Annotated in this window: 18 protein-coding genes and 5 pseudogenes; 10 read left to right on the top strand and 13 right to left on the bottom strand. The window is 68.7% G+C overall.

Features of this window, described 5'->3' with window-relative positions:
* Nucleotides 1-304 precede the first annotated feature (304 nt).
* Nucleotides 305-475, bottom strand: a complete 171-nt coding sequence (locus tag KI385_RS41515; protein WP_238577166.1) for a hypothetical protein — start codon at nucleotides 473-475, stop codon at nucleotides 305-307.
* Between the two features lie 1,282 nt (nucleotides 476-1,757).
* Between KI385_RS41515 and KI385_RS41510 the strand changes: the two genes are divergently transcribed.
* The gene (locus KI385_RS41510; RefSeq protein WP_238577164.1) at nucleotides 1,758-4,154 is read left to right on the top strand and encodes an Orn/Lys/Arg family decarboxylase; all 2,397 of its coding nucleotides are present in this window, start codon (nucleotides 1,758-1,760) and stop codon (nucleotides 4,152-4,154) included.
* 1,007 nt (nucleotides 4,155-5,161) lie between these two features.
* Here KI385_RS41510 and KI385_RS41505 read toward each other — a convergent pair.
* A complete protein-coding gene (locus tag KI385_RS41505) occupies nucleotides 5,162-5,539 on the bottom strand; it encodes a hypothetical protein (RefSeq protein WP_238577163.1) in 378 nt (125 codons plus the stop codon).
* A 924-nt stretch (nucleotides 5,540-6,463) separates the two neighbouring features.
* Here KI385_RS41505 and KI385_RS41500 point away from each other — a divergent pair.
* Entirely contained in the window at nucleotides 6,464-6,787 is a 324-nt protein-coding gene (locus KI385_RS41500) for a hypothetical protein (RefSeq protein ID WP_238577162.1), read from the top strand.
* Nucleotides 6,788-7,152: 365 nt separating this feature from the next.
* On the opposite strand, the gene KI385_RS41495 is transcribed toward KI385_RS41500, so the two are convergent.
* The 3 genes from KI385_RS41495 to KI385_RS41485 form a co-directional block, all read right to left on the bottom strand.
* Nucleotides 7,153-7,641, bottom strand: a complete 489-nt coding sequence (locus KI385_RS41495; RefSeq protein WP_238577161.1) for a hypothetical protein — start codon at nucleotides 7,639-7,641, stop codon at nucleotides 7,153-7,155.
* Between the two features lie 10 nt (nucleotides 7,642-7,651).
* Nucleotides 7,652-8,014, bottom strand: coding sequence for a hypothetical protein (locus KI385_RS41490; RefSeq protein ID WP_238577160.1), 363 nt, complete (start codon nucleotides 8,012-8,014; stop codon nucleotides 7,652-7,654).
* A 283-nt stretch (nucleotides 8,015-8,297) separates the two neighbouring features.
* On the bottom strand, nucleotides 8,298-8,633 hold the full coding sequence (locus KI385_RS41485) for a hypothetical protein (protein WP_238577159.1): 336 nt from the start codon (nucleotides 8,631-8,633) through the stop codon (nucleotides 8,298-8,300).
* Between the two features lie 219 nt (nucleotides 8,634-8,852).
* Between KI385_RS41485 and KI385_RS41480 the strand changes: the two genes are divergently transcribed.
* Nucleotides 8,853-9,470, top strand: a complete 618-nt coding sequence (locus tag KI385_RS41480) for a GNAT family N-acetyltransferase (protein WP_238577157.1) — start codon at nucleotides 8,853-8,855, stop codon at nucleotides 9,468-9,470.
* A gap of 125 nt (nucleotides 9,471-9,595) precedes the next feature.
* Here the strand turns inward: KI385_RS41480 and KI385_RS41475 are convergent, their stop codons facing one another.
* The 5 genes and pseudogenes from KI385_RS41475 to KI385_RS41455 all read right to left on the bottom strand — a co-directional run bounded on the left by KI385_RS41475 (nucleotide 9,596) and on the right by KI385_RS41455 (nucleotide 13,208).
* Nucleotides 9,596-10,189, bottom strand: coding sequence for a hypothetical protein (locus KI385_RS41475; RefSeq protein ID WP_238577156.1), 594 nt, complete (start codon nucleotides 10,187-10,189; stop codon nucleotides 9,596-9,598).
* A gap of 362 nt (nucleotides 10,190-10,551) precedes the next feature.
* A complete protein-coding gene (locus tag KI385_RS41470) occupies nucleotides 10,552-11,478 on the bottom strand; it encodes a phosphotransferase family protein (RefSeq protein WP_238578059.1) in 927 nt (308 codons plus the stop codon).
* A gap of 81 nt (nucleotides 11,479-11,559) precedes the next feature.
* Nucleotides 11,560-11,735, bottom strand: a pseudogene (locus tag KI385_RS41465) (diadenosine tetraphosphate hydrolase); the annotation flags it as partial.
* 72 nt (nucleotides 11,736-11,807) lie between these two features.
* A pseudogene (locus KI385_RS41460) lies at nucleotides 11,808-12,269 on the bottom strand (class I SAM-dependent methyltransferase); the annotation flags it as partial.
* 228 nt (nucleotides 12,270-12,497) lie between these two features.
* The gene (locus KI385_RS41455) at nucleotides 12,498-13,208 is read right to left on the bottom strand and encodes a CTP synthase C-terminal region-related (seleno)protein (RefSeq protein ID WP_238577155.1); all 711 of its coding nucleotides are present in this window, start codon (nucleotides 13,206-13,208) and stop codon (nucleotides 12,498-12,500) included.
* A gap of 77 nt (nucleotides 13,209-13,285) precedes the next feature.
* Here KI385_RS41455 and KI385_RS41450 point away from each other — a divergent pair, with 77 nt between their 5' ends.
* The 6 genes and pseudogenes from KI385_RS41450 (at nucleotide 13,286) to KI385_RS41425 (ending at nucleotide 17,497) form a co-directional block, all read left to right on the top strand.
* Nucleotides 13,286-14,179, top strand: a complete 894-nt coding sequence (locus KI385_RS41450; protein WP_238578058.1) for a LysR family transcriptional regulator — start codon at nucleotides 13,286-13,288, stop codon at nucleotides 14,177-14,179.
* Nucleotides 14,180-14,479: 300 nt separating this feature from the next.
* Nucleotides 14,480-14,989, top strand: a pseudogene (locus KI385_RS44340) (LamG-like jellyroll fold domain-containing protein); the annotation flags it as partial.
* A 25-nt stretch (nucleotides 14,990-15,014) separates the two neighbouring features.
* Nucleotides 15,015-15,422 carry a LamG-like jellyroll fold domain-containing protein gene (locus KI385_RS41440; RefSeq protein WP_238577152.1) on the top strand — a complete coding sequence of 136 codons (408 nt, stop codon included), beginning with the start codon at nucleotides 15,015-15,017 and terminating at the stop codon, nucleotides 15,420-15,422.
* Nucleotides 15,353-16,114 carry a LamG-like jellyroll fold domain-containing protein gene (locus KI385_RS41435; protein WP_342593507.1) on the top strand — a complete coding sequence of 254 codons (762 nt, stop codon included), beginning with the start codon at nucleotides 15,353-15,355 and terminating at the stop codon, nucleotides 16,112-16,114. Before KI385_RS41440 ends, KI385_RS41435 begins: the two co-directional genes overlap by 70 nt.
* The gene (locus tag KI385_RS41430; RefSeq protein WP_238577151.1) at nucleotides 16,107-17,003 is read left to right on the top strand and encodes an RNA polymerase sigma-70 factor; all 897 of its coding nucleotides are present in this window, start codon (nucleotides 16,107-16,109) and stop codon (nucleotides 17,001-17,003) included. The genes KI385_RS41435 and KI385_RS41430 overlap by 8 nt, the downstream gene beginning before the upstream one ends.
* Nucleotides 16,991-17,497 carry an SRPBCC family protein gene (locus tag KI385_RS41425; RefSeq protein ID WP_238577149.1) on the top strand — a complete coding sequence of 169 codons (507 nt, stop codon included), beginning with the start codon at nucleotides 16,991-16,993 and terminating at the stop codon, nucleotides 17,495-17,497. Before KI385_RS41430 ends, KI385_RS41425 begins: the two co-directional genes overlap by 13 nt.
* 138 nt (nucleotides 17,498-17,635) lie before the next feature.
* Here the strand turns inward: KI385_RS41425 and KI385_RS44785 are convergent.
* Nucleotides 17,636-17,725 (bottom strand): annotated as a pseudogene (locus KI385_RS44785) (IS5/IS1182 family transposase); the annotation flags it as partial.
* 153 nt (nucleotides 17,726-17,878) lie between these two features.
* On the bottom strand, nucleotides 17,879-18,742 hold the full coding sequence (locus KI385_RS41420; RefSeq protein ID WP_238577147.1) for a DUF5707 domain-containing protein: 864 nt from the start codon (nucleotides 18,740-18,742) through the stop codon (nucleotides 17,879-17,881).
* A gap of 136 nt (nucleotides 18,743-18,878) precedes the next feature.
* Between KI385_RS41420 and KI385_RS41415 the strand changes: the two genes are divergently transcribed.
* Entirely contained in the window at nucleotides 18,879-19,250 is a 372-nt protein-coding gene (locus KI385_RS41415; protein WP_238577146.1) for a hypothetical protein, read from the top strand.
* A gap of 6 nt (nucleotides 19,251-19,256) precedes the next feature.
* Here the strand turns inward: KI385_RS41415 and KI385_RS41410 are convergent.
* Nucleotides 19,257-20,076: pseudogene (locus tag KI385_RS41410) on the bottom strand (IS5 family transposase).
* Between the last annotated feature and the right edge of the window lie 259 nt (nucleotides 20,077-20,335).

Here is a 20,335-nt window from a genome sequence, read left to right as displayed (position 1 = left end):
ATCTCCTGCGGCCGCGGCCCAGTGGAACGCTACGGCCAGGCCCCGAACCATGGTGGTTCGGGGGCACCCGGCTGGAAGAAGACCGCGATCCACCTGCGGGCGCGTTCCAGGTCGGCGAGCCGGCCTCGTTCGAGGAAGCACAGCAGGTCGAGACGTGGTAGCGAACAGTAAAGTCAGCCACGTACTTGATTCCGTGTCCGGGGGGCCCGGACGGCTCGCCGGGGCGGGGCCGCGACTGAGCGTTTCACTTGGCGGATGAGCGCTTGAGTTGGCGGGTGAGCGCTTGAGTTGGCGGGTGAGCGTTTCATTTGGCGGGGACGTTCTCATCGATGCGGGTGGCGAGCCTGGAGGAGTACTCGCTCAGTGCAGCGGCCGGCAGTGGGTGGATGACGGTCGCTCGTCGGCGGTCTTGGCATTCGGGGCACCAGCCCTCGTTGCTGGTGGCCTTGAGCTGCGCTGACGAGCAGTTGCGCATGGCTCGCAAGGGTGGCGCGTAAAGGCGTTCTCCGTGAGTGACGTGCGTCCAGACGAAGACTGAGGCCGCGAGTTGACGCGTGCGCGGCTATTTCGTCACGAAACGGAACCTTGGCGTCTGCCGTTGTCGCACTCCTTCGGCGATCGTGTTCCAGCCCTCTTCGGGCATGGCCCATTGGCTGAGGCGCTCTCTGCGCCGCCGGTAGTTGGTCAGGCCGGGGGTGGAGGCGGGCGATGTGATCGGCGAGGCAGGCAAGGGCTTCCTGGTAACGCCTTGCGTTGTTGCCCGCCGGTAGCCATTGGAGGAGTCCCGCGCTCGCGTTTTCGGATGCGACGGCATGGAATCCGAGGTGGAAAGCCCCTTCCCTCCGGCTGCCGCCGCGTGCCATCTGGACCGGGCGGATCGCCACGTCCCTTCTGAGGTACAGACCTCGTGCCGGGGCTCCAAGGTCTTCCAGCGGTGCGGTCCATGAGTTCGGGAGGCTCGGGAGGCGTTGATGGATGCCCGTGGCTGCCAGTCTGCCCTGGTGGGTTGCCGGCTGGGGGAAGGTGGCCTGAGTTCCGGCCCGGCGGACCCGGGGGTGTCGAGACGCGGTTTCACGGCGGTGCGGAAGCCGGCCGAGCCGTGAGGCTCCAGCTGGAGAATCCTTGCCCGTCCGGGCCAGTGGATGTCTCCGTGGGCCAGGAGGCCGTCCAGGTATTCGACGGCCTGGGGAGCGGTGAGGGCCTGGGAAGCCCGCGATCAAGGCCGCGCTGGTGGCAGCTTCCAGCGGTGGGCTGTCGAGCGCCGAACGGCGATGGCGAGCCGTCCATGCTGTTTGCGGGTGCTCATCGCCTGGAGGCAGTTGTCGATATGGGTGGCGATCGTGTCGAGGTGAGGCGCGTGGGGGAACAGATCGGCAGCGGCCGGCCAAGTTCCGCAGATCAGCAGCATGGCAGCGCGCAGGTCGTCGAAGTGTCCGGCTGCGGATGCGGGTGTGCGACGGACTGAGCGGCATCCGGCTCGGAGGATGCCGCCAGGTGGACCAGACGCTGAGGTCGACGCGCTGCCGCGGCCACTCACTGACTCTGAGAGACCAAGCAGGGTGGCCGGCTCTTGGGTGCTGCGGCTTTCCTCGGCGAGTGATGCGACCTGGATCGGCAGCCTTTTGTGCGGTGTTTCCCTCATCGGGGTGGTTTCGACCTGGTCGCCGGGGTGCTACCGGTGATCTTCCGGTTGCCTCTCGGGCATCACGCATGGTGCGGACCGGCAGACCATGCGCCGACACGCGCAGAGGGGCACTATGACAGACGCGACGGTTCTGTTCGCGGTACGTGAGTTCCCGGAGAGCGGAGGTACCGGAGCCGAGCAGCTGCGCAGGATCCACAAGGAGTTGGAGACCTGCGGTTTCGAGGTGCGCTGGGTCTCCACGGGCGACGACGCCCAGGCGGTGCTGCGTACCGAGGCGGGCCTGGCCGCCGCCGTGGTGGACTGGGATCTTCCGGAGGACGGAAAGACCAGTGGCGAGTCGGGCGGTGCCCAAGTGCTGCGCCAGATCGGGCGGCGTTTCCAGAATCTGCCGGTCTTCCTGGCCACGGCCGGCGAAGACCTGGAGCATCTGCCGCTGTGGGTGGCGGAGACGGTGATCGGCTACATCTGGCCGCTGGAGGACACCGCGACCTTCATCGCCGGACGGATCGCCAGCGCCGCCCGCGCCTACCAGCAGGACCTGCTGCCGCCGTTCTTCAAGGCGCTGCGCCGCTTCGACCACGCGCACGAGTACTCCTGGCACACCCCTGCCCACTCCGGCGGTGTCGCCTTCCTCAAATCCCCGGTCGGCCGGGCCTTCCACGACTACTTCGGGGAACGGCTGCTGCGCAGCGACCTGTCGATCTCGGTCGAGGAACTCGGTTCCCTGTTCGAGCACACCGGCCCGGTCGGCGCGGCGGAGCGCAACGCCGCCCGCGTCTTCGGCGCAGACCGCACCTACTTCGTACTCCACGGCGACTCCACCTGCGACCGGATGGTCGGTCACTTCAGCGTCACCCGCGACGAGATCGCGCTGGTGGACCGCAACTGCCACAAGTCGGTCCTGCACGGCCTGGTCCTCTCCGGAGCCCGGCCGGTCTATCTGGTCCCCACCCGCAACGGCTACGGACTGGCAGGTCCCCTACCGCCCTCCGAGATCCAGGCGCAGTCGGTCGCTTCCCGGATCAGCCGCAACCCGCTGGCCCAGGGCGCGGTCTCGTCCGAGGCGCAGTACGCGGTGCTGACCAACTCCACCTACGACGGCCTGTGTTACGACGCCCTCCAGGTCGCCCGGGCCCTCGCGCCCAGCACGCCCCGGCTCCACTTCGACGAAGCCTGGTTCGCCTACGCCCGTTTCCACCCCCTCTACGCCGGGCGCTACGGCATGGCGGTGGGCCCCGACACCTTCCCCGGCCCCGAACGCCCCACCGTCTTTTCCACCCAGTCCACCCACAAGCTGTTGGCCGCGCTGTCGCAGAGCGCGATGGTGCACGTCAAGCCCGCGCCGCGGGCGCCGGTGGAGCACGAGCGGTTCAACGAGGCGTTCATGATGCACGGCACCACCTCGCCGCTCTACCCGATGATCGCCTCCCTCGACGTGGCCACCGCGATGATGGACGGGCCGCAGGGCCGCTGGCTGATCGACGAGGCGGTGACCGAAGCCATCCGCTTCCGCCAGACGGTCGTACGCGTCGGCCGGCGCATCGCGGCCGCCGGTGACCGGCCCGACTGGTTCTTCGGTGTCTGGCAGCCCGGGACCGTGACCGACCCGGATACCGGCGAGTGTCTGTCCTTCGCCGACGCATCGGCCGAACTGCTGCGCACCGAACCGTCCTGCTGGCAGTTGGAGCCCGACGCCGACTGGCACGGCTTCGCCGGCCTGACCGAGGGCTACTGCCTGCTCGACCCCGTCAAGGTCACCCTCACCTGCCCCGGCATCGACGCCACCGGGCAGATGGCCGACTGGGGCATCCCCGCCCGTGTCCTCACCACCTATCTGGCCACCAGGGACATCGTGGTGGAGAAGACCGACAGCTACACCACACTCATCCTGTTCTCCATGGGGATCACCAAGGGCAAGTGGGGAACCCTGCTGGACGCCTTGATGGACTTCAAGACGCTCTACGACCAGGACGCACCGCTGGAGCGCCTGCTGCCTGAGCTGGTCGCCGCCCACCCGCAGCGCTACACCGGCCAGACCCTGCGCGGTCTGTGCCAGGAGATGCACGACCACCTGCGCGAGGCGCGCCTGGTCGAGCTGCTCGATACGGCCTTCCAGGACCTGCCCGAGCCCGTCACCCCGCCCCAGCTTTGCTACCAGCGCCTCATCCGCGGCGGCACCGAGCGCGTACGGCTGGCCGACGCGGCCGACCGGGTGGCCGCCGCCATGGTCACCGTCACCCCGCCCGGCATCCCCGTCCTGATGCCCGGCGAAAACACCGGCACCCCCGACGGCCCGCTGCTGCGCTACCTGACCGCTCTGGAATCCTTCGACCGGTGCTTCCCCGGCTTCCGCAGCGAGACCCATGGCGTCACCCTCGACCCGGACACCGGCGACTACCTCATCGAATGCGTACGCCGGATCCCGGCCCAGCAAGCCGGCCGCGCAACCGGAGAGCATCAGGAGACGCCGGCGTTGAACTCGGCCGACTCCCGACTGTCCGCAGGTTGACCGAGGGGCAGCCCCGCACCGCCCACCTGGGCGAATGAGGGCCCTGACCAGATCTTGGTCAGGGCCCTCGTCTGGTCCCAGTTGCCGCCGGACAGCCCGTGGACCGATCAGGCCGAACGCTCACAACCTGCCGATCCTGGCGGTCCGTTAGCCCGTTGGCCCGTTGGCCCGTTGGCCCGTTGGCCCGTTGGCCCGTTGCAGGGCATCGCACGGTAAGCAACGAAGGTTCTCGGGGTCTCAGCCTCTGGCCTCGGGACCGGATCCCTCCGTGACCTGCTGTTCGGCGCGAAGGCCCGACCTGCCCCGACCTGCCGCATCCGCTGGCCCATCGTCTCGACGGAGGCGCGCCACTACGGCCTTGCCCGGGCGAGTGCTGGAGAGCCCCGGCCCAGGGCCCAGGGCCCGGGGCTGCGTGGGGTCAGCCGTGAGTGGCTGCCGTGCTGCACAGTGGTGGTGTGCTGGATGGGGACAGCGATGGCCGGTACCCGGTCGACGCGGAAGGTGCGCCAGTCGGTCGGCCGTTGTCCCAGGCGACCGGGTACCGGTGGCGGCCGAAGCTGACGAGGCTGTGCGGCTCGGCTACGCACGCTACGGCGTCCAGGGCTGTGACACGGGCTCAGTCAGGACCATTGCGCAGCCGGTCGGCGTGGGACGGTGCCCACCGCCGTACTGGTCTCCACCCACGACGTGACCATCCGCCGCTGGGCCGAACGCGACCACAACGTCGTGCGGTGGACCGAACTCGACGCGGCGGCCACTTCGTCGCGATGGACGCCCCGGACCAACTCGTCAGCGACGTCCGCAGGGGTGGGGATTTGAAAGGCCCTCATCAGCGGAGTGGAATCCGTCGTGGGCTGGCGCGAGCGCCATAGCTTCAACCCGGTTAAGACTCAGAGTTCTGAAGCTCTGCTCCCCCCGCCAGGCCGACACCGAGCCTTGGACGCCGTTGCATTTTGCGTGGTCGCCTGGGGGCGGATCGCCACACCAGTGTGGGGGTGGCCTGCACGTCAGTTCGACGTGCAGGAGCGAAATCGCCGGAGTAGCTCAAGGCCGGCAGGGCTCTCGGCGTCGAAGTCCTGGCTCTGCTGTTCGGCTGGAACGTCCGGGCCCCAGATGCGTGCTCCGTGGCATCGGAAGCAGAAGGCGATCTCGAAGAGCAGGTCGGTGCAGCTGTGTGCCCGGATACCCCAGCCAGGGACGAAGCAGCGGTACAGCTCGCCGCCAGGCAGGTCGCCGATCAGCGCCAGGGCCTGCTGGGCTTGGTCCCCCTCCCAGATCGCGACAGCCTCGCCGGCCAGGTCGGCCGAGGTGAGGAGCCGGGCGGGATCAGTGATGCGGACGACCTCGATGAGCTCGGCCTTCACATGGTTGAGGGGCAGCAGCATGACCCCAGACTCTCCTCTCGCTGCTTTGCTTACCAGGCAGGTCCCGGAGGCATCCGCCATGCGGCAGGGCCTGCCGCGTACTTCATACAGGGAGTCGGCGGAAGGGCGGTTCGCAAGTTCCGGCGTCTCGCCCTGGCCGCCGACGTCATCCTCACCATCCTGGCTCTGCTCGCGCCGGCCGCCGCCGACGCCCCGATCTGACCCGGCAGCAGCGATGACGCGCGCCGTCACCGCCCGAACCGCCGACGACACCCCGGTCCGACGTTCCCGTGTCCGTCCTGTCCGGGGGTTGGGTGATGCCGGGGAGCCTTTCGGTCAGCAGCTGACGGGGGGGCCGTTGGCAACGATGTGACTGTCCGGGACGTCACGACTGCGCTCAAAGAGACGCTCAAGGCCTCGGGGTGGCGCTGGTCGAAGGCTGGAACCACTGGATCATCTGCTCCATGACGGCGACGGGTAGCGTCGGGTGCTGGGCTGCAGCCTGTGCGGTGGAATGACACCGCGTTCGAACTGTGTTCGAGCTGGAATGCGAGCAGGTGGGCGGGGACGGTGTCGCCGCGGGTGCGGCTGGGCAGGCTCCCGGCTTGGGACTGGTGGAGAGCACTTATTCTCGGCGTGCGCTATTCCTCGCCGTCCGATCGCCACCGACGCTTCTTGACCTCGCATCCCGGGATCGTGGTGCGCTGCGATGTCAAGGGCGGCCTGCGGGCCCGGTCGTGTGCGCGGGAGCCGTCGCCTCGGTCGGCGCCGTCGCTCGCTCCGTGCGGGGGAGCTTCGGCCTTCCGCCCCCTTCTCCCCGGCCCGCCGGGGAGAAGGCCCTTGCTGTCCCCGCTGGCCGCATCCGCTCCCGTGACTGCTCCGCAGACCTGAGTCCGCTGCTCTGGGCTCGCCGGAAGGCGTTAGACCGCGCTGGGTGCGGCCGGGGTGAACTTCGAACTGCCTGCGGCCGTCGGGGCGTTGGACGGCAGCCTGGTGGTGGGGCAGCCGGTGGTGGCTGCGGCCGGCGGGCCGGCGTTCGCGCTCGTGGGGCTCGGACGGTCGTGGAAGCAGGGCCAACAGGCCCGCTTCGACGCCTCGCCGGGGTCGTATCTGCTGCGGGTCGATAGGGGGCTCAGGCCCCGCTCGCTGCTGGCCCGGGTGCGGGACCCACGACGCCTCGCGGTCCGGGCCGCACGAACACCGCCGCAACGGCTCCTGCTCTCCCTTGCCGCAAGGCCGATACCCGGATCCGGTGCACTCGCCGCCTGATCATCGTGCACTCGGACGAGACGCGGCCCCCGGCCTCAGGGAACTGCCAGGGTCGTTCCTTACTGGATCCGCACTCATGCGTCGAGGCTCGTCCCGAGCATCGCCCGCACCGATCACCGTGCCGGAGAATTCCTGCCCCGGAGGCTGGCAGGTCAGGGGGCTTGCGGCAGCCAGGGGGGTGATGATGGGCAGGTGGGCCAGGCTCTTCGTGCCGTGGGTGAGGCGGCGGGTCATGAGGGTGATGGCGGCCCGGTGTTCAGGGTCTCGGAGTGCTGGACAAGTCGTTCGCAGTCACGCGCCTGTCGGCGGGCGTGCGTCGATGAGACGACTTCTTGAGCTCATGGGGTGGACCGGTCTCGGCCGGCCTACGCGAGCTTGTAGTCGTAGTAGTCGAGGGGGCCGGTCAAGATGGCTTGAAAGTAGAGCGGCTCGCCATCGGTGTCGAGGGGGACGTCATGACCGGCTACACGCGTGAAGCCCATGGAAAGCTGCGGCACGAAGGCGTAGAGAGTTTCGTCCAGCACGGTCAGGCCCATCCCCTCCAACTGCTTCAGTAGCTCGCGGGCGGGAGTCCGGAAGACATCGATTCCACGGAAGCGCACGGTGATCTCTTCAGCGCCGGGGCGCGGGATCCACATCTCGGCTGCAGTGAGGGTCTTCCCGTCTTCGATGTGGAAGACGATCTCGAACTGCGGATGCAGGGCAAGGACCTTCATGTAGTGGACAGGGTCGGCGGACCCGTCATCCCGCACCTTGACCTGGCCCAGTTCCGCGGCAGCTGCTCGAACGGTGTCGGCAGCTGCCCCGAGGGGAAAACCGGTGATGCCGTTCGGCGGGTCCAGTTCGAAGTCCATGTTGCTCATTTTAGGAGACAGTTCGGATCTTCCAGCCGTAGTCTGTCAGGTATTTCTGGAAGCCCTTGTTGTGCGGCAGATGGTCGACCATCTCCTTGATCGCGGCATCGTACTTGGTGCCATGCACGCGCCGGATCTCGTCGATTTCCTTCTTCATGGCCTGTCGAATTTTCCTTGCGCAATGAGCGCTGATGGAATTGCGGTGGTCGTCGTACTCCATCCGAATCGCAGGCTCGGCGCCGTAGCCCAGCTGCGTCCCACTGTCCCTACGTGTCGGCGTGGTCAGACCAGGCGGTCCGCCCGTCGAGGGTGACCAGTTCGCTGGGAGTGTCCTCAAGTTGGTGACGATCGCGTAGAAGCGCTCGTCAATCACGGTCTGGTCCGCTGTCTGGTTCGGGCGCCAGGCGCGCTCGGTCTGGCGCGCTCGGTCTGGGAGAGGGGAGTCCAGGTGCCTGGCTCCCAGTCCCAGGTCAGTGTGCGGCAGCTGCCATCGGCCAGTGCGCTGTACTGCTCCGTCAGTTGTGTGCCGTCCCAGACGAAGACGGTTTCCTCGACTGCTACTTGCTGCCCGTCCCGCTCGCCCAGTCGCTGGTTTTTGCCGATCCATCGTCCCAGCGGGTCGTAGGTATACGTCCACGATCCGCGACGGGGGGTAGCTATGCGGACGAGCTGGTCCTCGGCGTTCCAGGCGTACCGCCATTCCCGGCGCTGCCCGGAAGCCACAGGCTCTCGGATGCCTCTCGCATCAGCGCCGGCTCGTCCTGTCGCTGCAAGAGCACCAGTCGATAGGCCAGGTTGCGCACCCGGACCGGCGGAAGGCCGTCAACCACGTGCGGGCACAGCTCATGCAACATCGCAAGGATCGAACCCGCGTCAGCGAAGGTCAACTCGTCGATGAAGTAGTGCTCCTGGTGGTCACACTCACACTCAGGCGCAGGTCGGTACTCGTCCCCGAACAGACACCGGGCGTGCTCCGTCAGCGTGCTGTGCATGTCCAGGAGCCTGCGACGCCGTGATCCTCCGGTCAGCACACAGGGCCCGTCCGATGAGTCGCGTGACGGACCTGGGTCAGACCTGAGCATGCGTCAGCACGGGCCCCGGCCGGCTCTCCTCGCTGACGGCCGCTCCCTGTACTTCCATTTCAGGACGTCTCATCGGCCCTCGTGAGTAACCGGGCCCCGGCCCGGCCACCGAAGATCATCGGGTGCAGAATGACCCGTATGTCGATAACGAATACTCCGAAGACGGCAACGATCGACGACGCTTCACTGATCGGCCGCACCCTGGCTCGCGCTTTTGACGACGACCCGATGATGCGCTGGTTCTTCCCCGACGACACCACGCGCGAGGCGGGGCTGGGACGCTACTTCACCACGATCTTCGCCCGGCAGTATGTCCACCACGGCGTCTGCGAACACACCGAGGCGGCGGCCGCCTTCTGGGTGCCGCCGGGCGCACAGGACAAGGCCGTTCCCGACGCGGAGACCATCCAGGAGCTCGCGGAGATCCTGGGCGACCGGGCTCCGCTGTTCCAGCAGGCCGCGGCGGCGGCCGCCGGGCACGGACCCCAGGAGCCGCACTGGTACCTGGCCGTGGTCGGTGCAGACCCGGCCGCCCAGGGTCAGGGCCACGGAGCCGCGCTCCTCCGCTCGGGCCTCGCCAAGGCCGACGCGGCCGGCCTGCCGGCCTACCTGGAATCCTCCAAGCCGTCCAACCTCCCCTTCTACGAGCACTTCGGCTTCACGGTGCTCGGCGAGGTCCAACTCCCGGGCGGTGGCCCGACCTTGTGGTCGATGCGCCGCGAGCCGCGCCGCCCGGCCGACGTCTGAGGGCTTTCCGGCGGCCCGTGACGCCGGGCCGCCGGTACTGGAGGCCGCTGGGGTCAGTCGCGTGCGAGCGTTTCTGGCGGCGAGGGCGACGTTGGCGAAGTTCGGGCGTGGTCAGGTCGGTTGGGTCATGGCCGCGAAGAGTGCGAGAGCGCCCGAAGGGCCGTCATATCAGCCAAGGGTTGCAGTACTGGATGTGCAAGGGGGCGGGTACGTGCCCGTGACCGCGGGCCAGGGCTGAGCTCGACGCAGAGGTGCCCGGCGTCCGGGGAGCGGTGCCGGTATGACGGGGCCTGGTCGACGAGGCCGCGCAGCGCGGTGCCGTGCTCGCGGAACGCGGTGGAGCTGCCCACAACGAAAAGAGTGTGTGCGGCGACATCGAAACCGAGGGAGTCTCGGTATGACCGGGGCTGTCGCTGCCGGTGGTCGATGGCGGTCTCGTCGGAGAAGTCGTGGTCCGGGGTGGCTGCGGTGTGCGGTGTGCCGGCACCGAGTCGTGCTCGGACCTGCTTCCACGACGGGGTCGGGAACTGCAGGTTGTGGTGGTCCAGGACCGGCGAGACCGGTGTCCCGTCCCGATGAAGCCCTCGGCCGATCACGCGGCGGGCCACGCCCACCACGACGACCACGGAGTCGCTCTCCGGATCAACAAGACCCCGCTGCGGCTGCCGCCACCCCTGGACGACCTCGTCCTCCAGCTCGTCGACATCGAACGCAACCACGAGCACATGGTGACGTCCAACGAGCTCAACGCACCCTGGCTCTCCCCGACCCAGCGGCCAGGCAAGCCGCTGTCCAGCAGCCGACTCGCCGCCCGGCTCCGGAACATCGGCCTTCCCTCCGACGCCGGACGATGTGCCGCCCTGCTCGACCTCTGCGTCCAGATGCCCCCAGCTGTCCTTCAGCGGCTCCTTGGCCATCAGCCCGTTCGCTGCCGAGCGCTGGGCCGCAGGCGCTGTCAGAGCGGCCTATGCCGCCGAGGTGGCCCGCCGATCACGACGTCGCCGCTGCTGCCGAACCTCGATTCTCCGCTTGGTTGAGCGGTGAACGATGAGGTCCGGGCCGCGCCCCGGACCGCCTTGGCTCAGCCCAGCGCGTCCATCAGGGCGGTGACATAGGCATCCAGCCGCTCCTCCACGGCTCGCGTCGTCAGCTCTGTCCTCCCTGCCTCCCGCCATGGCTGCGCCACCTGCTGCACTTCTTCTGAGAACGCCAGCCCGTCACGCACCTGCCAGTACAGCCGCTCGCTCGCGGCCGCGGCCAGCACCCCGCCGGCCTCCTCATACGCCTCAGCGAACCGCAGACCCCACGCCGGGCCGTGCAGCAGCGCGAGATTGGTGGAGCAGTGCGCCACATCGAGATCCGCCGGGCCCCAGGAGGTCGCTGCCCAGTCGACGACGCCGGTGATCCGGGGACCTGCCGGGCTTGGGGGCGGCACGTCGAACAGCACGTTGCCGGGTTGGAAGTCCCGGTGCAGGAATCGCCCTTCATAGGGCGGCGCGGGCCTGCGGATCACGTCGATCGCCGCGGCCCATGTCGCCGCGTCGGCGCCCTTCGGAGTCACGACTGTGTCGGCGGTCGTCAACGCCACATACTCCCGGGGCCGCTCGGCGGGTCGCAACGCGTGGATCGCCACGAGTTGACGGGCCAGCAGAGGGACGCGTGTCTCCAATCCCTCATCGTCGAGGACCGTCCGGCCTGCCAGATGTGTCATCAGGAGCGATGGATATTCGCAATGCGCGGCGGTCGGATCAACCGCGACCAGTCCAGGAGCCGCCACACCGGTCCCCGTGAGCAGGGTCAGGGCGCCGGCCTCCCTGTTCAGCCAGTCCTCGGCGTGTCCCACATAGAACGGGTCGACGAAGCTCCGCAGCACCAGGTCACGGGTGCTTCCGTCCCGCGTGCCGATGGTCAGCCTCCGCATTTCGGCAGTGATGCCGCCGTGCAGCGCCTCGGTCCTGACGATCCGTTCGCCGACCTCCAGGTGCCGGCTCACCCAAGCCAGTGTCATCGGTAGGACAGCCGCCGCCTCATCGTGGTTGGTCACCGTGCCACCTCATCATCCGGAGGGCGGCACGCGCGAAAGGTTTATGCGGGAGAGCTCCGACAGTCGCTGCACAGCAGGATCATCCACCAGCAGCACCGAGTATCCCGGCAGGAACTGAACGTCCCCGATCACCGCGAACCGGCCTCCAGCCCCTGGAGCACTGTCGGATTCGCACCCCGAAGTGCGCTGCCGATCCGGTCCTGCCGCCAGTCATCAGTCACCATCGGTGACTCTACACATGGCTGATCAGCCAGGGGCTGTTCCGCACACGGGAATATCCGAACCTGCCGACATGACTCGAAGAAAGCGATCAAGAGGTGGCCGCCAGGCGCGAGTACCCGCCGGAACTCGGCGAAGTACGAGGGCATGTTCTGCGGTGGTGTGTGGATGACCGAATACCAGGTCACGATGCCGTTCAGCTTGCCCTCGGCCAGGTCCAGGGTGTCCATGGAACCGACCTCGAACCTCAAGTCCGGGTATGCCTCGCGGGCGAGATCGATCATCACCGGCGACAGGTCGACGCCGAAGACGTCCAGCCCCAGGTCCCGCAGGTGCGCGGTCACCCGGTCCAGGGCCGCATCCCAGCTCGGCGACCGGTCCGGCATCGGTGGTCAGCGCGAGCTCGGAGAACGCAGCGAGCACCGCACGATCCAGCGGAAGAGCGTCGAGCTCATTGCGGGCGAATTCGGCGTAGCGGACGGCGACCGCGTCGTAAGCATCCGCTGGCGCACAGGGTACGAGGAAGTGTCGGTCACCAGCGAGGAATCCAGTCCTTGCCTATCGCGCTGGCGACTGACCCCTCGGACAGGTGGCCGGACCGGGCGCGATGCCGGCCAGGGTCGGATACCGGTCGACTCGGGTGGCGCTGAGCGCGGCTTCGGGAACGGTGGCGAGCGGGCTGCGGGCGTGAGCCTCTGGCACGGTGCACGCGCGCAGCCAGGCATGGAACGGGGCGCTCACCCAGGCCGGCGTGGTGCGCACGCTCATCGGGTGCGGGCGTGGTCGACGGCGGCCGTGGCCAGTCCGGTGATCAGCGGGTGGGCCCGGGTGCCGTCGCCGTCCAGTTCAGGCTGGAAGAGGGTGGCCAGGAAGAAGGGGTGGGCGGGCAGTTCGGCGATGCGGATGTCGCCGGATTCGTCGGTACCGGTGAAAGCCAGGCCATGTTCGCGCAGGACGTCGAGATGGTGGGGGTTGGGGCCGTAGTTGCAGTGGTAGCGCGCCTGCGTACGGTCGGCGCCGAGCAGGTGGGCGGCCCGGGAGCCGGGGGTGACCTTGACGGCGCCTTCGTGGCCGACCAGGGAGCAGGCCAGCGGGACGACCACAGCGTCCTCGTCAGTGGTCTCCGGGGCGTTCTCGGCGTGGCCGGCACGCGTCATGCCGCAGACGTTGCGGGCGAACTCCAGCAGCGCGTGCTGAAAGCCGCCGCAAGTGCCCAGGAAGGGAATGCCGCCTTCACGTACCGCCCGGATCGCTGCCAGGACGCCGGCCTCGCTGCGGTAGGGGCTGCCGGGCAGGACCCAGACCGCGTCGAAGCCACCCATGCCCTGGTCGGCGTCCTCGGTGGGGATCCAGTAGGCGTCCAGGTCCAGCCCGTCGCGCACGCGCAGCGCCTTGAGCAGGCCGGGGATGCGGGCATGGGATCGGACGGCGTCGGAGCGGTCCCCGACCAGGGCGATGCGTGCGGTGTGGTTCATGGCAACGATCCTGCAACCCCATCCCACATCAGGTCCAACGATGATCCTTGCACCATGCATAAGCGATGCTGATGCACATGGATCCGCATCTGCTCCGCACCTTCGTCGCCGTCCTCGACCACCGCTCGTTCTCCGCCGCCGCCTCGGCCCTCGGCTACACCCAGTCCGCCGTCTCCCAACACATCGCCGCCCTCGAAGCCGACCTGGGCACCCGGCTGGTCGAACGCCGCCCCGTGGCTCCCACCCCGGCCGGAGCACGACTGATGGAGCACGCCCCGGCCCTGCTGCTGCGCCTGGACGTCGCCCGCGCCGACATCGCCCGCCTGCACCACACCCACTCCACCCGACTGACCCTGGCGTGCTCGCCCGCCGCTCTCGGCCCCGCCATCGCGCGGGCCCTGGCCCATCTGCACTCCATCGCCCACCCCTTGGACCTTGAGGTGCGAATGCTGGGCCGAGAGGCGGTGATCGAGGACGTGCTCACCGGACGCGCGGACCTCGGCCTCGTCGACGGCGTCGCCGCCCCCAGCGACCCGTTGCCGCTACCCGACCTCGGGCCCACCACCACGCTGGCCGCAGCCGAGGAGCCCCTGGCCGTGCTCTTCCCCCACGACCATCCCCTGGCACTGCGCCGCTCAGTGCGCTTGACCGACCTCACGCAAGCTCAGTGGATCGACGCCCCCGACACCGCCGTCCCCCTCGACCGGCTGCGCGCCGTGTGCCGCATCGACGGCTTCCACCCTCGGGTCCGCCACCGCGGCACCGACCTGCACGGCCTCGCCGCGCTCGCCACCGCCGGCCACGGCCTCGCCGCCCTGCCCCTGCCGCTGGCCGCCACGCTCGGCGGCGCAGCCGTTGCGGTGAAAGAGCCCCGCCTGGTGCACCGCACCGAACTCGTCCACCCTGCCAACCCCACCGGGCCCGCCCGACAGTTGGCCGGCCTCATCACCGGTGCAGCAGTCGCCCTGTGATCAGCCTGCTGCCCGCAGTTTCGGGTTGCCGCCGTAGACCTCGTCGCCCGTGCACTTCGACCCGAGGCTGACCACGACCACGGAGCGCTCGGGAAACGAGCCATGCCAACGCTCACCCCCTGCGAAATCGGGCATCCGCGTCCCAACTGCGCGGTGACGCCTCCGTTGGCACGTTCTCACCCTTAATGCGACTTGAAGCGGTACAACCTCACGGCATGGTGAACGGAGTCACCTATCTTCACAATCCGGAATGCCGGTTTCTTGCTATAGACACCGTTTCGTGCAGCTACCCGGGCGAACGTGCTTGCGCCTACGTTCCCGCTCACAACTTCTTCATGGAATCTTCATTTTTGTGGGTGGGGGAACGGGGATGCCGGTCTCGGCGCGTCGAAGACGCTTACATCGGGTGCTCTCAACGGGGTTGGGCGGGCTACCGACAGCAAGACTGTTCCCCGCGACCTTCGAGCCGCCTTCCACGGCGGCGCCGAGCCCGGCACGGCGGGGGTGGCGGTCAATGCGCTGACGCTGGACGGCAAGGACGACTACGCCTCGGTGGACGCGGCGCACTTCAACACCGAACGGTCCTACACGGTCACCGCGTGGGCCCGGGTCACCGACGCCACCCGCAACCAGACCGTCGTCGCCCAGAACGGCAGCTTCCTCAGCGCCTTCTACCTGTCCTATGAAGCCCCTGGCGGCGTGTGGAGCGTACGTCTGGCCACCAAGGACGCCACCGATGGCGGGCTCACCCAGCAACGCGTCGCCTCGAAGCAGAAGGCGAGTATCGGCAAGTGGGCACACCTGGCCGCCGTGCACGACACGGTGGACAACACGGGTGAGCCTGTACGTCAACGGCATCCTCCAGGACAGCACCGCAGCCCCCCAGGCCTGGTACGGCGACGGCGGCGCCCTGCAGATCGGCCGGGCCCTCTACCGCGGCACCTACACCGACCACCTCGCCGGTCAGATCGACGACGTGCGCGTCTTCGACCGCCCGGTCTCCGAGGGTGAGATCCACCAGCTCGTCCGGCGCCGACCTGTCCTGACCGGACGCTGGCAGTTCGACCGGGCGACCACCCCGGGAGACAACTCGGTGGCGCGGGGACCGGCCATGACGCCGGGTGGCGGGGCGAAGCAGGTTCCGGGCGGGGGGGCCTGGGGTACGGCGGGCTGGTGCTGGACGGCGTACGGGACTACGCCTCCGGCGCGATTCCCTTCGACACAAGCACCAGTTTCACCGTGACCGCATGGGCGCAGGCGGCATCGGCACCCACCCGTCCGGCGGCGCTGGTGAGCGCCGAAGCAACAAATGCCAGCGGCTTTGCCATGGGATTCGTGCCGAACCCTACGAAAACAGGTGACGGGCTGTGGCAAGCGGTCACCGCCCGGGCCGACACAGCAGAGACCGAGTACGACTGGGCGGGCAACGCCCAGCCCATGAACAGCGTGACGGACTGGAACCACATCGCACTCGTCTACGACGGTTTCGCCCGGCAGCTGCGCATCTACGTCAACGGTGAACTCGGCGAGGCCGCTTGCCTGGACGTGGACGGCGACGGCCAGGCCGATGATGCGAAGTGCATCGAGGTGGTGCCCTGGGCCGAGGACGTCCTCTCCATCGAGGCCCTGAAATCCCTTCAGATCGGCCGGGCGAAGGGGCGCGACGCCTTCCGGGCCGTCGGATTCTTCTGCGGTCCATGGCCGCGGTGGACGGGCTCCAGACCCCATCGAACCCGCGGCGTGAGGTGGATCACACTGACGGACTGTCACGCTTCGCCGGCGTGGGGTGTCTCGATGGGCGTCCGAGGAGAGGAGCCGGGTGTGGTGACGGGGTACCGACGCGTGCTGGTGGTGGGGGCAGGTATGCCGGGGACGGTGTGGCGACTGTGCACCGGTCACCGCACCAGGGAACGAGTTGGGGTCGGCCATGGCTGAGGACGCCTTCACCGAGCACCGTCCGCTGCTGTTCACCATCGCCTACGAGATGCTGGGCAGCGCCACCGACGCCGACGATGTGCTGCAGGAGAGCTACCTGCGGTGGAGCGCGGTCGATCCGGCCGCGGTCGAGCATCCCCGCGCCTACCTGGTCCGTGTGGTGACCCGGCAGGCCCTCAATCACCTGCGCGCGGTCAGGGCACGGCGTGAGGAATACGTCGGCACGTGGCTGCCCGAGCCGATCCGCACCGCACCTGAGGTGAGCGAAGACGCGATCCTGGCCGAGTCGGTGTCGATGGCCATGCTGCTCGTCCTGGAGACGCTGGGCCCGGCCGAGCGCGCGGTGTTCGTGCTGCACGACGTGTTCGGCTACACCCACGGCGAGATCGCCGCCTCGATCGGCAAGTCCGAGGTCACCGTCCGGCAGATCGCCCATCGCGCACGCCGGCACGTCCACACGCGCCGGCGCCGCTTCGAGCCCGACTCCGACGCCACCCGAGAGATCGTCCAGCGGTTCCTGCGCGCGGCGGCGACCGGCGAAATCCAGGCATTGATGGACCTGCTGGCACCGGATGTCGTACAGATCTCCGACGGCGGCGGGAAAGTGGTCGCCGCCCGCCGCCCGATCACCGGCCGCGACGACGTCGCCCGGTTCGTCCTCGGCGTGATCCGCACCAGCGCCGCGACGACCCGCGTCGAGCACGCCACGTACAACGGTATGCCCGCGGCACGGTTCCTCACAGGCGGTGAACTCGACTGGCTGGTCGCGTTCGAGATCCACAACGGACGGATCACCGGCCTCTACGGCATCCGCAACCCGGACAAGCTGCACCGCGCCGAGACGGTGCGCCCACTCGACAGAGGAGGACACCTGCCATGGAAACCATGACCGTTGAACGCGTCATCGACGCCCCGATCGACGAGGTATTCGCCTGGCTCACCACGACCACCAACTACACGAGCTCGCCTCTGGTGCTGCGCTGCCGCCTGACTCGGCGCGGCGAGGCCGCGCCCTACGGCGTCGGCGCGGTGCGCAGTCACCTCTGGCTGATCGGTTGGTTCCGGGAACGCATTACCCATTACGACCCGCCGTACGCCACCGAGTACGTCGTCGAGCGCAGTCTGCCGCCGTCCCGGCACGAACTCGGTCGCATGACGTTCACCGAGGTCGACGGCGGCACCCAGGTGCGCTGGACCACCCGCGCCGAGATCCCCGTCCCGTTGCTCGGTGCCCTCCTCACCCGGCTCCTCGCGCGGCCCGTTATCACCCGCACCTTCCGCAACATCCTCGACGCCGCCAACACCGCACTGGCCCAACACCCCCGGTCGGAGCCGAGCAAGCCGACCGCGCACGCGCCAACGAGCGGAAACGAACCCCGATGACCGTACGGCCCCCTCGGCAAAACCGACCGTTCAGAGCGTCCGCTGGTAGGTGCTGAGCTGGGGATATCGGATGTGGTGGCTGGCCGGGCGGGTGGTCCAGCGGTGGGTGTACCAGGCCCGGCGAATCAGGCTACGCAGGGTGAGCTGGGACCACTTGATGCCCTGCTTGGTGCGGTCGACCGGGGACTTGCCGGCGCACTCGCGGCCCGAGGCCGGCTTGCCGGCACACTCGCGGCCCGAGGCCGGCTCGCCGACGCACTCGCCGCCCGAGGGCGCCTTGGTGATTCGGCTGTGCTGCCGGCCGCCCGGCGCGGACCTGTGCCGGTCCGTGCGCCGGGCGGCCGACGCGCGGGGCAGGGCTCATCGCCCCGCCCGCGCCGCCTACTTCACGTCGACGTAGTCGCTGGTGGCGGTCGCCACCGAGGTCGTCGACGTACCGGCCCAGACATAGCGCCAGTAGCCGTCGGCGTCGGCCTTCACGGTCGTCTTCAGGTTGCCGCGGCTGTCCGAGGTGACCGTCTTGACGGTGGTGTAGCTGCTGGTGCCCGCCTTGCGGAACTGCAGCTGCACCGAGCCCACGCCGTAGGCCCCGTACTTGAGGGTGTCCCAGTTCGCCCGGGTCAGCGCACCGGTGACGGTGAGGGTCGCACCCTTCGTCACGGGCTCAGGGGAGGCGTTGGTGGTCAGCTTGGCGGCGCGCTTGACCCAGCCGGACCGGTAGTCGTCCTTGATGGAGTAGTCACCGTCGTTGCCCACCGCGGAGGCGTACACATGCCACCGGCCGGCGAGGATGTTGCTGTAGATGTTGGAATTCGGGTCCGCGACAAGGGTGACCGAGCAGGTGGAGGTCGTGCTGTTGACCGCCTTGCAGGTGCCGTGGTCCTCGCTCGGGGTCATGGCACCGTCGACACCGGTCTCGGAGTTCAGGTCGGTGCCGTGCCACAGGAACGCGTAGCCGTCGTAGATGCCGGACGGGTCGGTGGCGGTCACCGAGACGGTGAACGTCTTCTTCAGGCTGGTGCCGACCACGATGTCCTTGCCGCCGTTGACGGTGACGTTCGTGATCGTGGTGTCACCCTGTGAGTCGTCCGCTGCCGCGTTGGTGGGAATCTTCGCGGCGGACGACGAGAGCTGCGCCTTGGCGGCGCCGTTGCCCGAGCCGTCCGCGGCCTGGGCGGCGGGGACGGCGAGGGCGGATATGGCCAGGGCGCCGGACAGTGCGGCAGCAGTGGCACGAATGCGCATGTGTTCCTCGAAAAGGCCTGGGGGCTCCGCCGGCGTGGAACACGGACGGCGGAGCCCGGATCGGTACGGAGTTCAACGAACTCGCACAGCAGACCCGACAGCGAGATGAATGGTTGTGCGCTCACATGGAAATTCTGTGAAGAATTTCGCGCCGGCTCCCGGGGAGGGCGCGCCGCCGGCCGATGCTTTGCAGTCGTTCCAGATCGCCCTCAAGGGAGACGAGGACGGACAGGACGACCTCGTGATCGGTGACGACTTCACCGTCGACCCCGGCAGCGACGACCAGCGCCGCAAGCTCCTCAGCGCCGGTGTGCTGTTCCTCAACTGCACCCCGAGCTTCCACGCACCGGGGGGCAAGACCGTCGAGGACGGCGAGGTCGAGAGGTGCGCCACCATCGACTACTCGGAGGATCTCGACTTCACCCCGGCCCCGGCCCCGGCCCCGGTGCCCAGCCCGGCCGTCGGGACCGCGGTGCCCATCGACGTCGCCACGATGGGCAAGCGATAAGAGGAGCTAACAGAATGCTTGGACGCGTCGATAGGTGATGACGCAGCAGGCCAGTTTGAGGAATGCTTCGTGGACGTCGTCGCGGATCTCCCAGCGGATCCGTAGCCTGCGAAAACCGTGAATCCAGGCGTTTGTGCGCTCCACCACCCAGCGGACGGTGCCGAGCCCGGAGCCGTGCGGCACGCCTCGTCGGGCGATGACCGGTTTGATCCCGCGCTTCCACATCAGACGGCGGTACTTGTCGAAGTCGTAACCGCGGTCGGCAAACAGCCGCCGGGGCCGGTGGCGAGGTCTGCCGGTACGGCCCCTGATGTGCGGTATCGCGTCGAGCAGGGGGAGTAACTGGGTGACATCATGCCGGTTGCCACCCGTGAGCGTGATGGCCAGCGGGGTGCCGTGCGCGTCGGTGATCACATGGTGTTCGAGCCCGGTCTGGCACGGTCGACCGGACTCGGCCCCGTTTTGGGCCGCCCCGACGCGCCTGCCGATGCGAGCCGTCGATCACCGCCCGGGACCAGTCAAGCTTCCCCGCCTGGTGCAACTCGGTCAGCAGCACCTGGTGGAGCCGGTCCCATACGCCAGCTTCGTTCCAGTCCCGCAGCCGGCGCCAGCACGTCATCCCCGACCCGAACCCGAGCTCCTGTGGCAGCCACTCCCATCGGATGCCGGTATGCAGCACGAACAGGATCCCCTGCAGGCACCGGCGGTCATCCAGCGGCAGACGCCCCGCATTGCGAGATCTGCGCTCACGGACCGGCAATAGAGGCTCGAACCTCGCCCACAAGTCATCCCTCACCAGCCACGGCGGGCCCTTCCCCTTCCCCATGACATGCCCAACGAGCCACCAGGAAGCGAGACATGGCGACACAGAAGCTTTCTGTTAGCTCCTCTAAGTCGCCTCCCTCCCAGTCAAGTTGCGCGCGCGGCGGAGACTCCCCCTGCGACGGCGTTAGCGAAGACGTCGGCCAGCTCGATGGAGTCGACGTGCAGGGGTGCGCGGCCGGTGCTGACTCGGCGTACGCGTCGGAGGATCTGGCCACGGCCCCCGAGGACCGAGGAAATCATGGTCGGAGCAGCGATAGCTG

Origin of the sequence: Streptomyces inhibens (assembly GCF_022221585.1) — a bacterium.
GTDB lineage: Bacteria > Actinomycetota > Actinomycetes > Streptomycetales > Streptomycetaceae > Streptomyces > Streptomyces inhibens.
Note: the sequence above shows the minus strand (reverse complement) of the source record. Positions and strands in the feature narration are given on the sequence as shown.

Coding starts and splice junctions, on each gene's coding strand:
- KI385_RS41515 (WP_238577166.1), bottom strand. CDS start 475: ATGCGCAACTGCTCGTCAGCGCAGCTCAAGGCCACCAGCAACGAGGGC.
- KI385_RS41510 (WP_238577164.1), top strand. CDS start 1,758: ATGACAGACGCGACGGTTCTGTTCGCGGTACGTGAGTTCCCGGAGAGC.
- KI385_RS41505 (WP_238577163.1), bottom strand. CDS start 5,539: ATGCTGCTGCCCCTCAACCATGTGAAGGCCGAGCTCATCGAGGTCGTC.
- KI385_RS41495 (WP_238577161.1), bottom strand. CDS start 7,641: ATGGACTTCGAACTGGACCCGCCGAACGGCATCACCGGTTTTCCCCTC.
- KI385_RS41485 (WP_238577159.1), bottom strand. CDS start 8,633: ATGCACAGCACGCTGACGGAGCACGCCCGGTGTCTGTTCGGGGACGAG.
- KI385_RS41480 (WP_238577157.1), top strand. CDS start 8,853: ATGACCCGTATGTCGATAACGAATACTCCGAAGACGGCAACGATCGAC.
- KI385_RS41470 (WP_238578059.1), bottom strand. CDS start 11,478: ATGACACTGGCTTGGGTGAGCCGGCACCTGGAGGTCGGCGAACGGATC.
- KI385_RS41455 (WP_238577155.1), bottom strand. CDS start 13,208: ATGAACCACACCGCACGCATCGCCCTGGTCGGGGACCGCTCCGACGCC.
- KI385_RS41450 (WP_238578058.1), top strand. CDS start 13,286: ATGGATCCGCATCTGCTCCGCACCTTCGTCGCCGTCCTCGACCACCGC.
- KI385_RS41430 (WP_238577151.1), top strand. CDS start 16,107: ATGGCTGAGGACGCCTTCACCGAGCACCGTCCGCTGCTGTTCACCATC.
- KI385_RS41425 (WP_238577149.1), top strand. CDS start 16,991: ATGGAAACCATGACCGTTGAACGCGTCATCGACGCCCCGATCGACGAG.
- KI385_RS41420 (WP_238577147.1), bottom strand. CDS start 18,742: ATGCGCATTCGTGCCACTGCTGCCGCACTGTCCGGCGCCCTGGCCATA.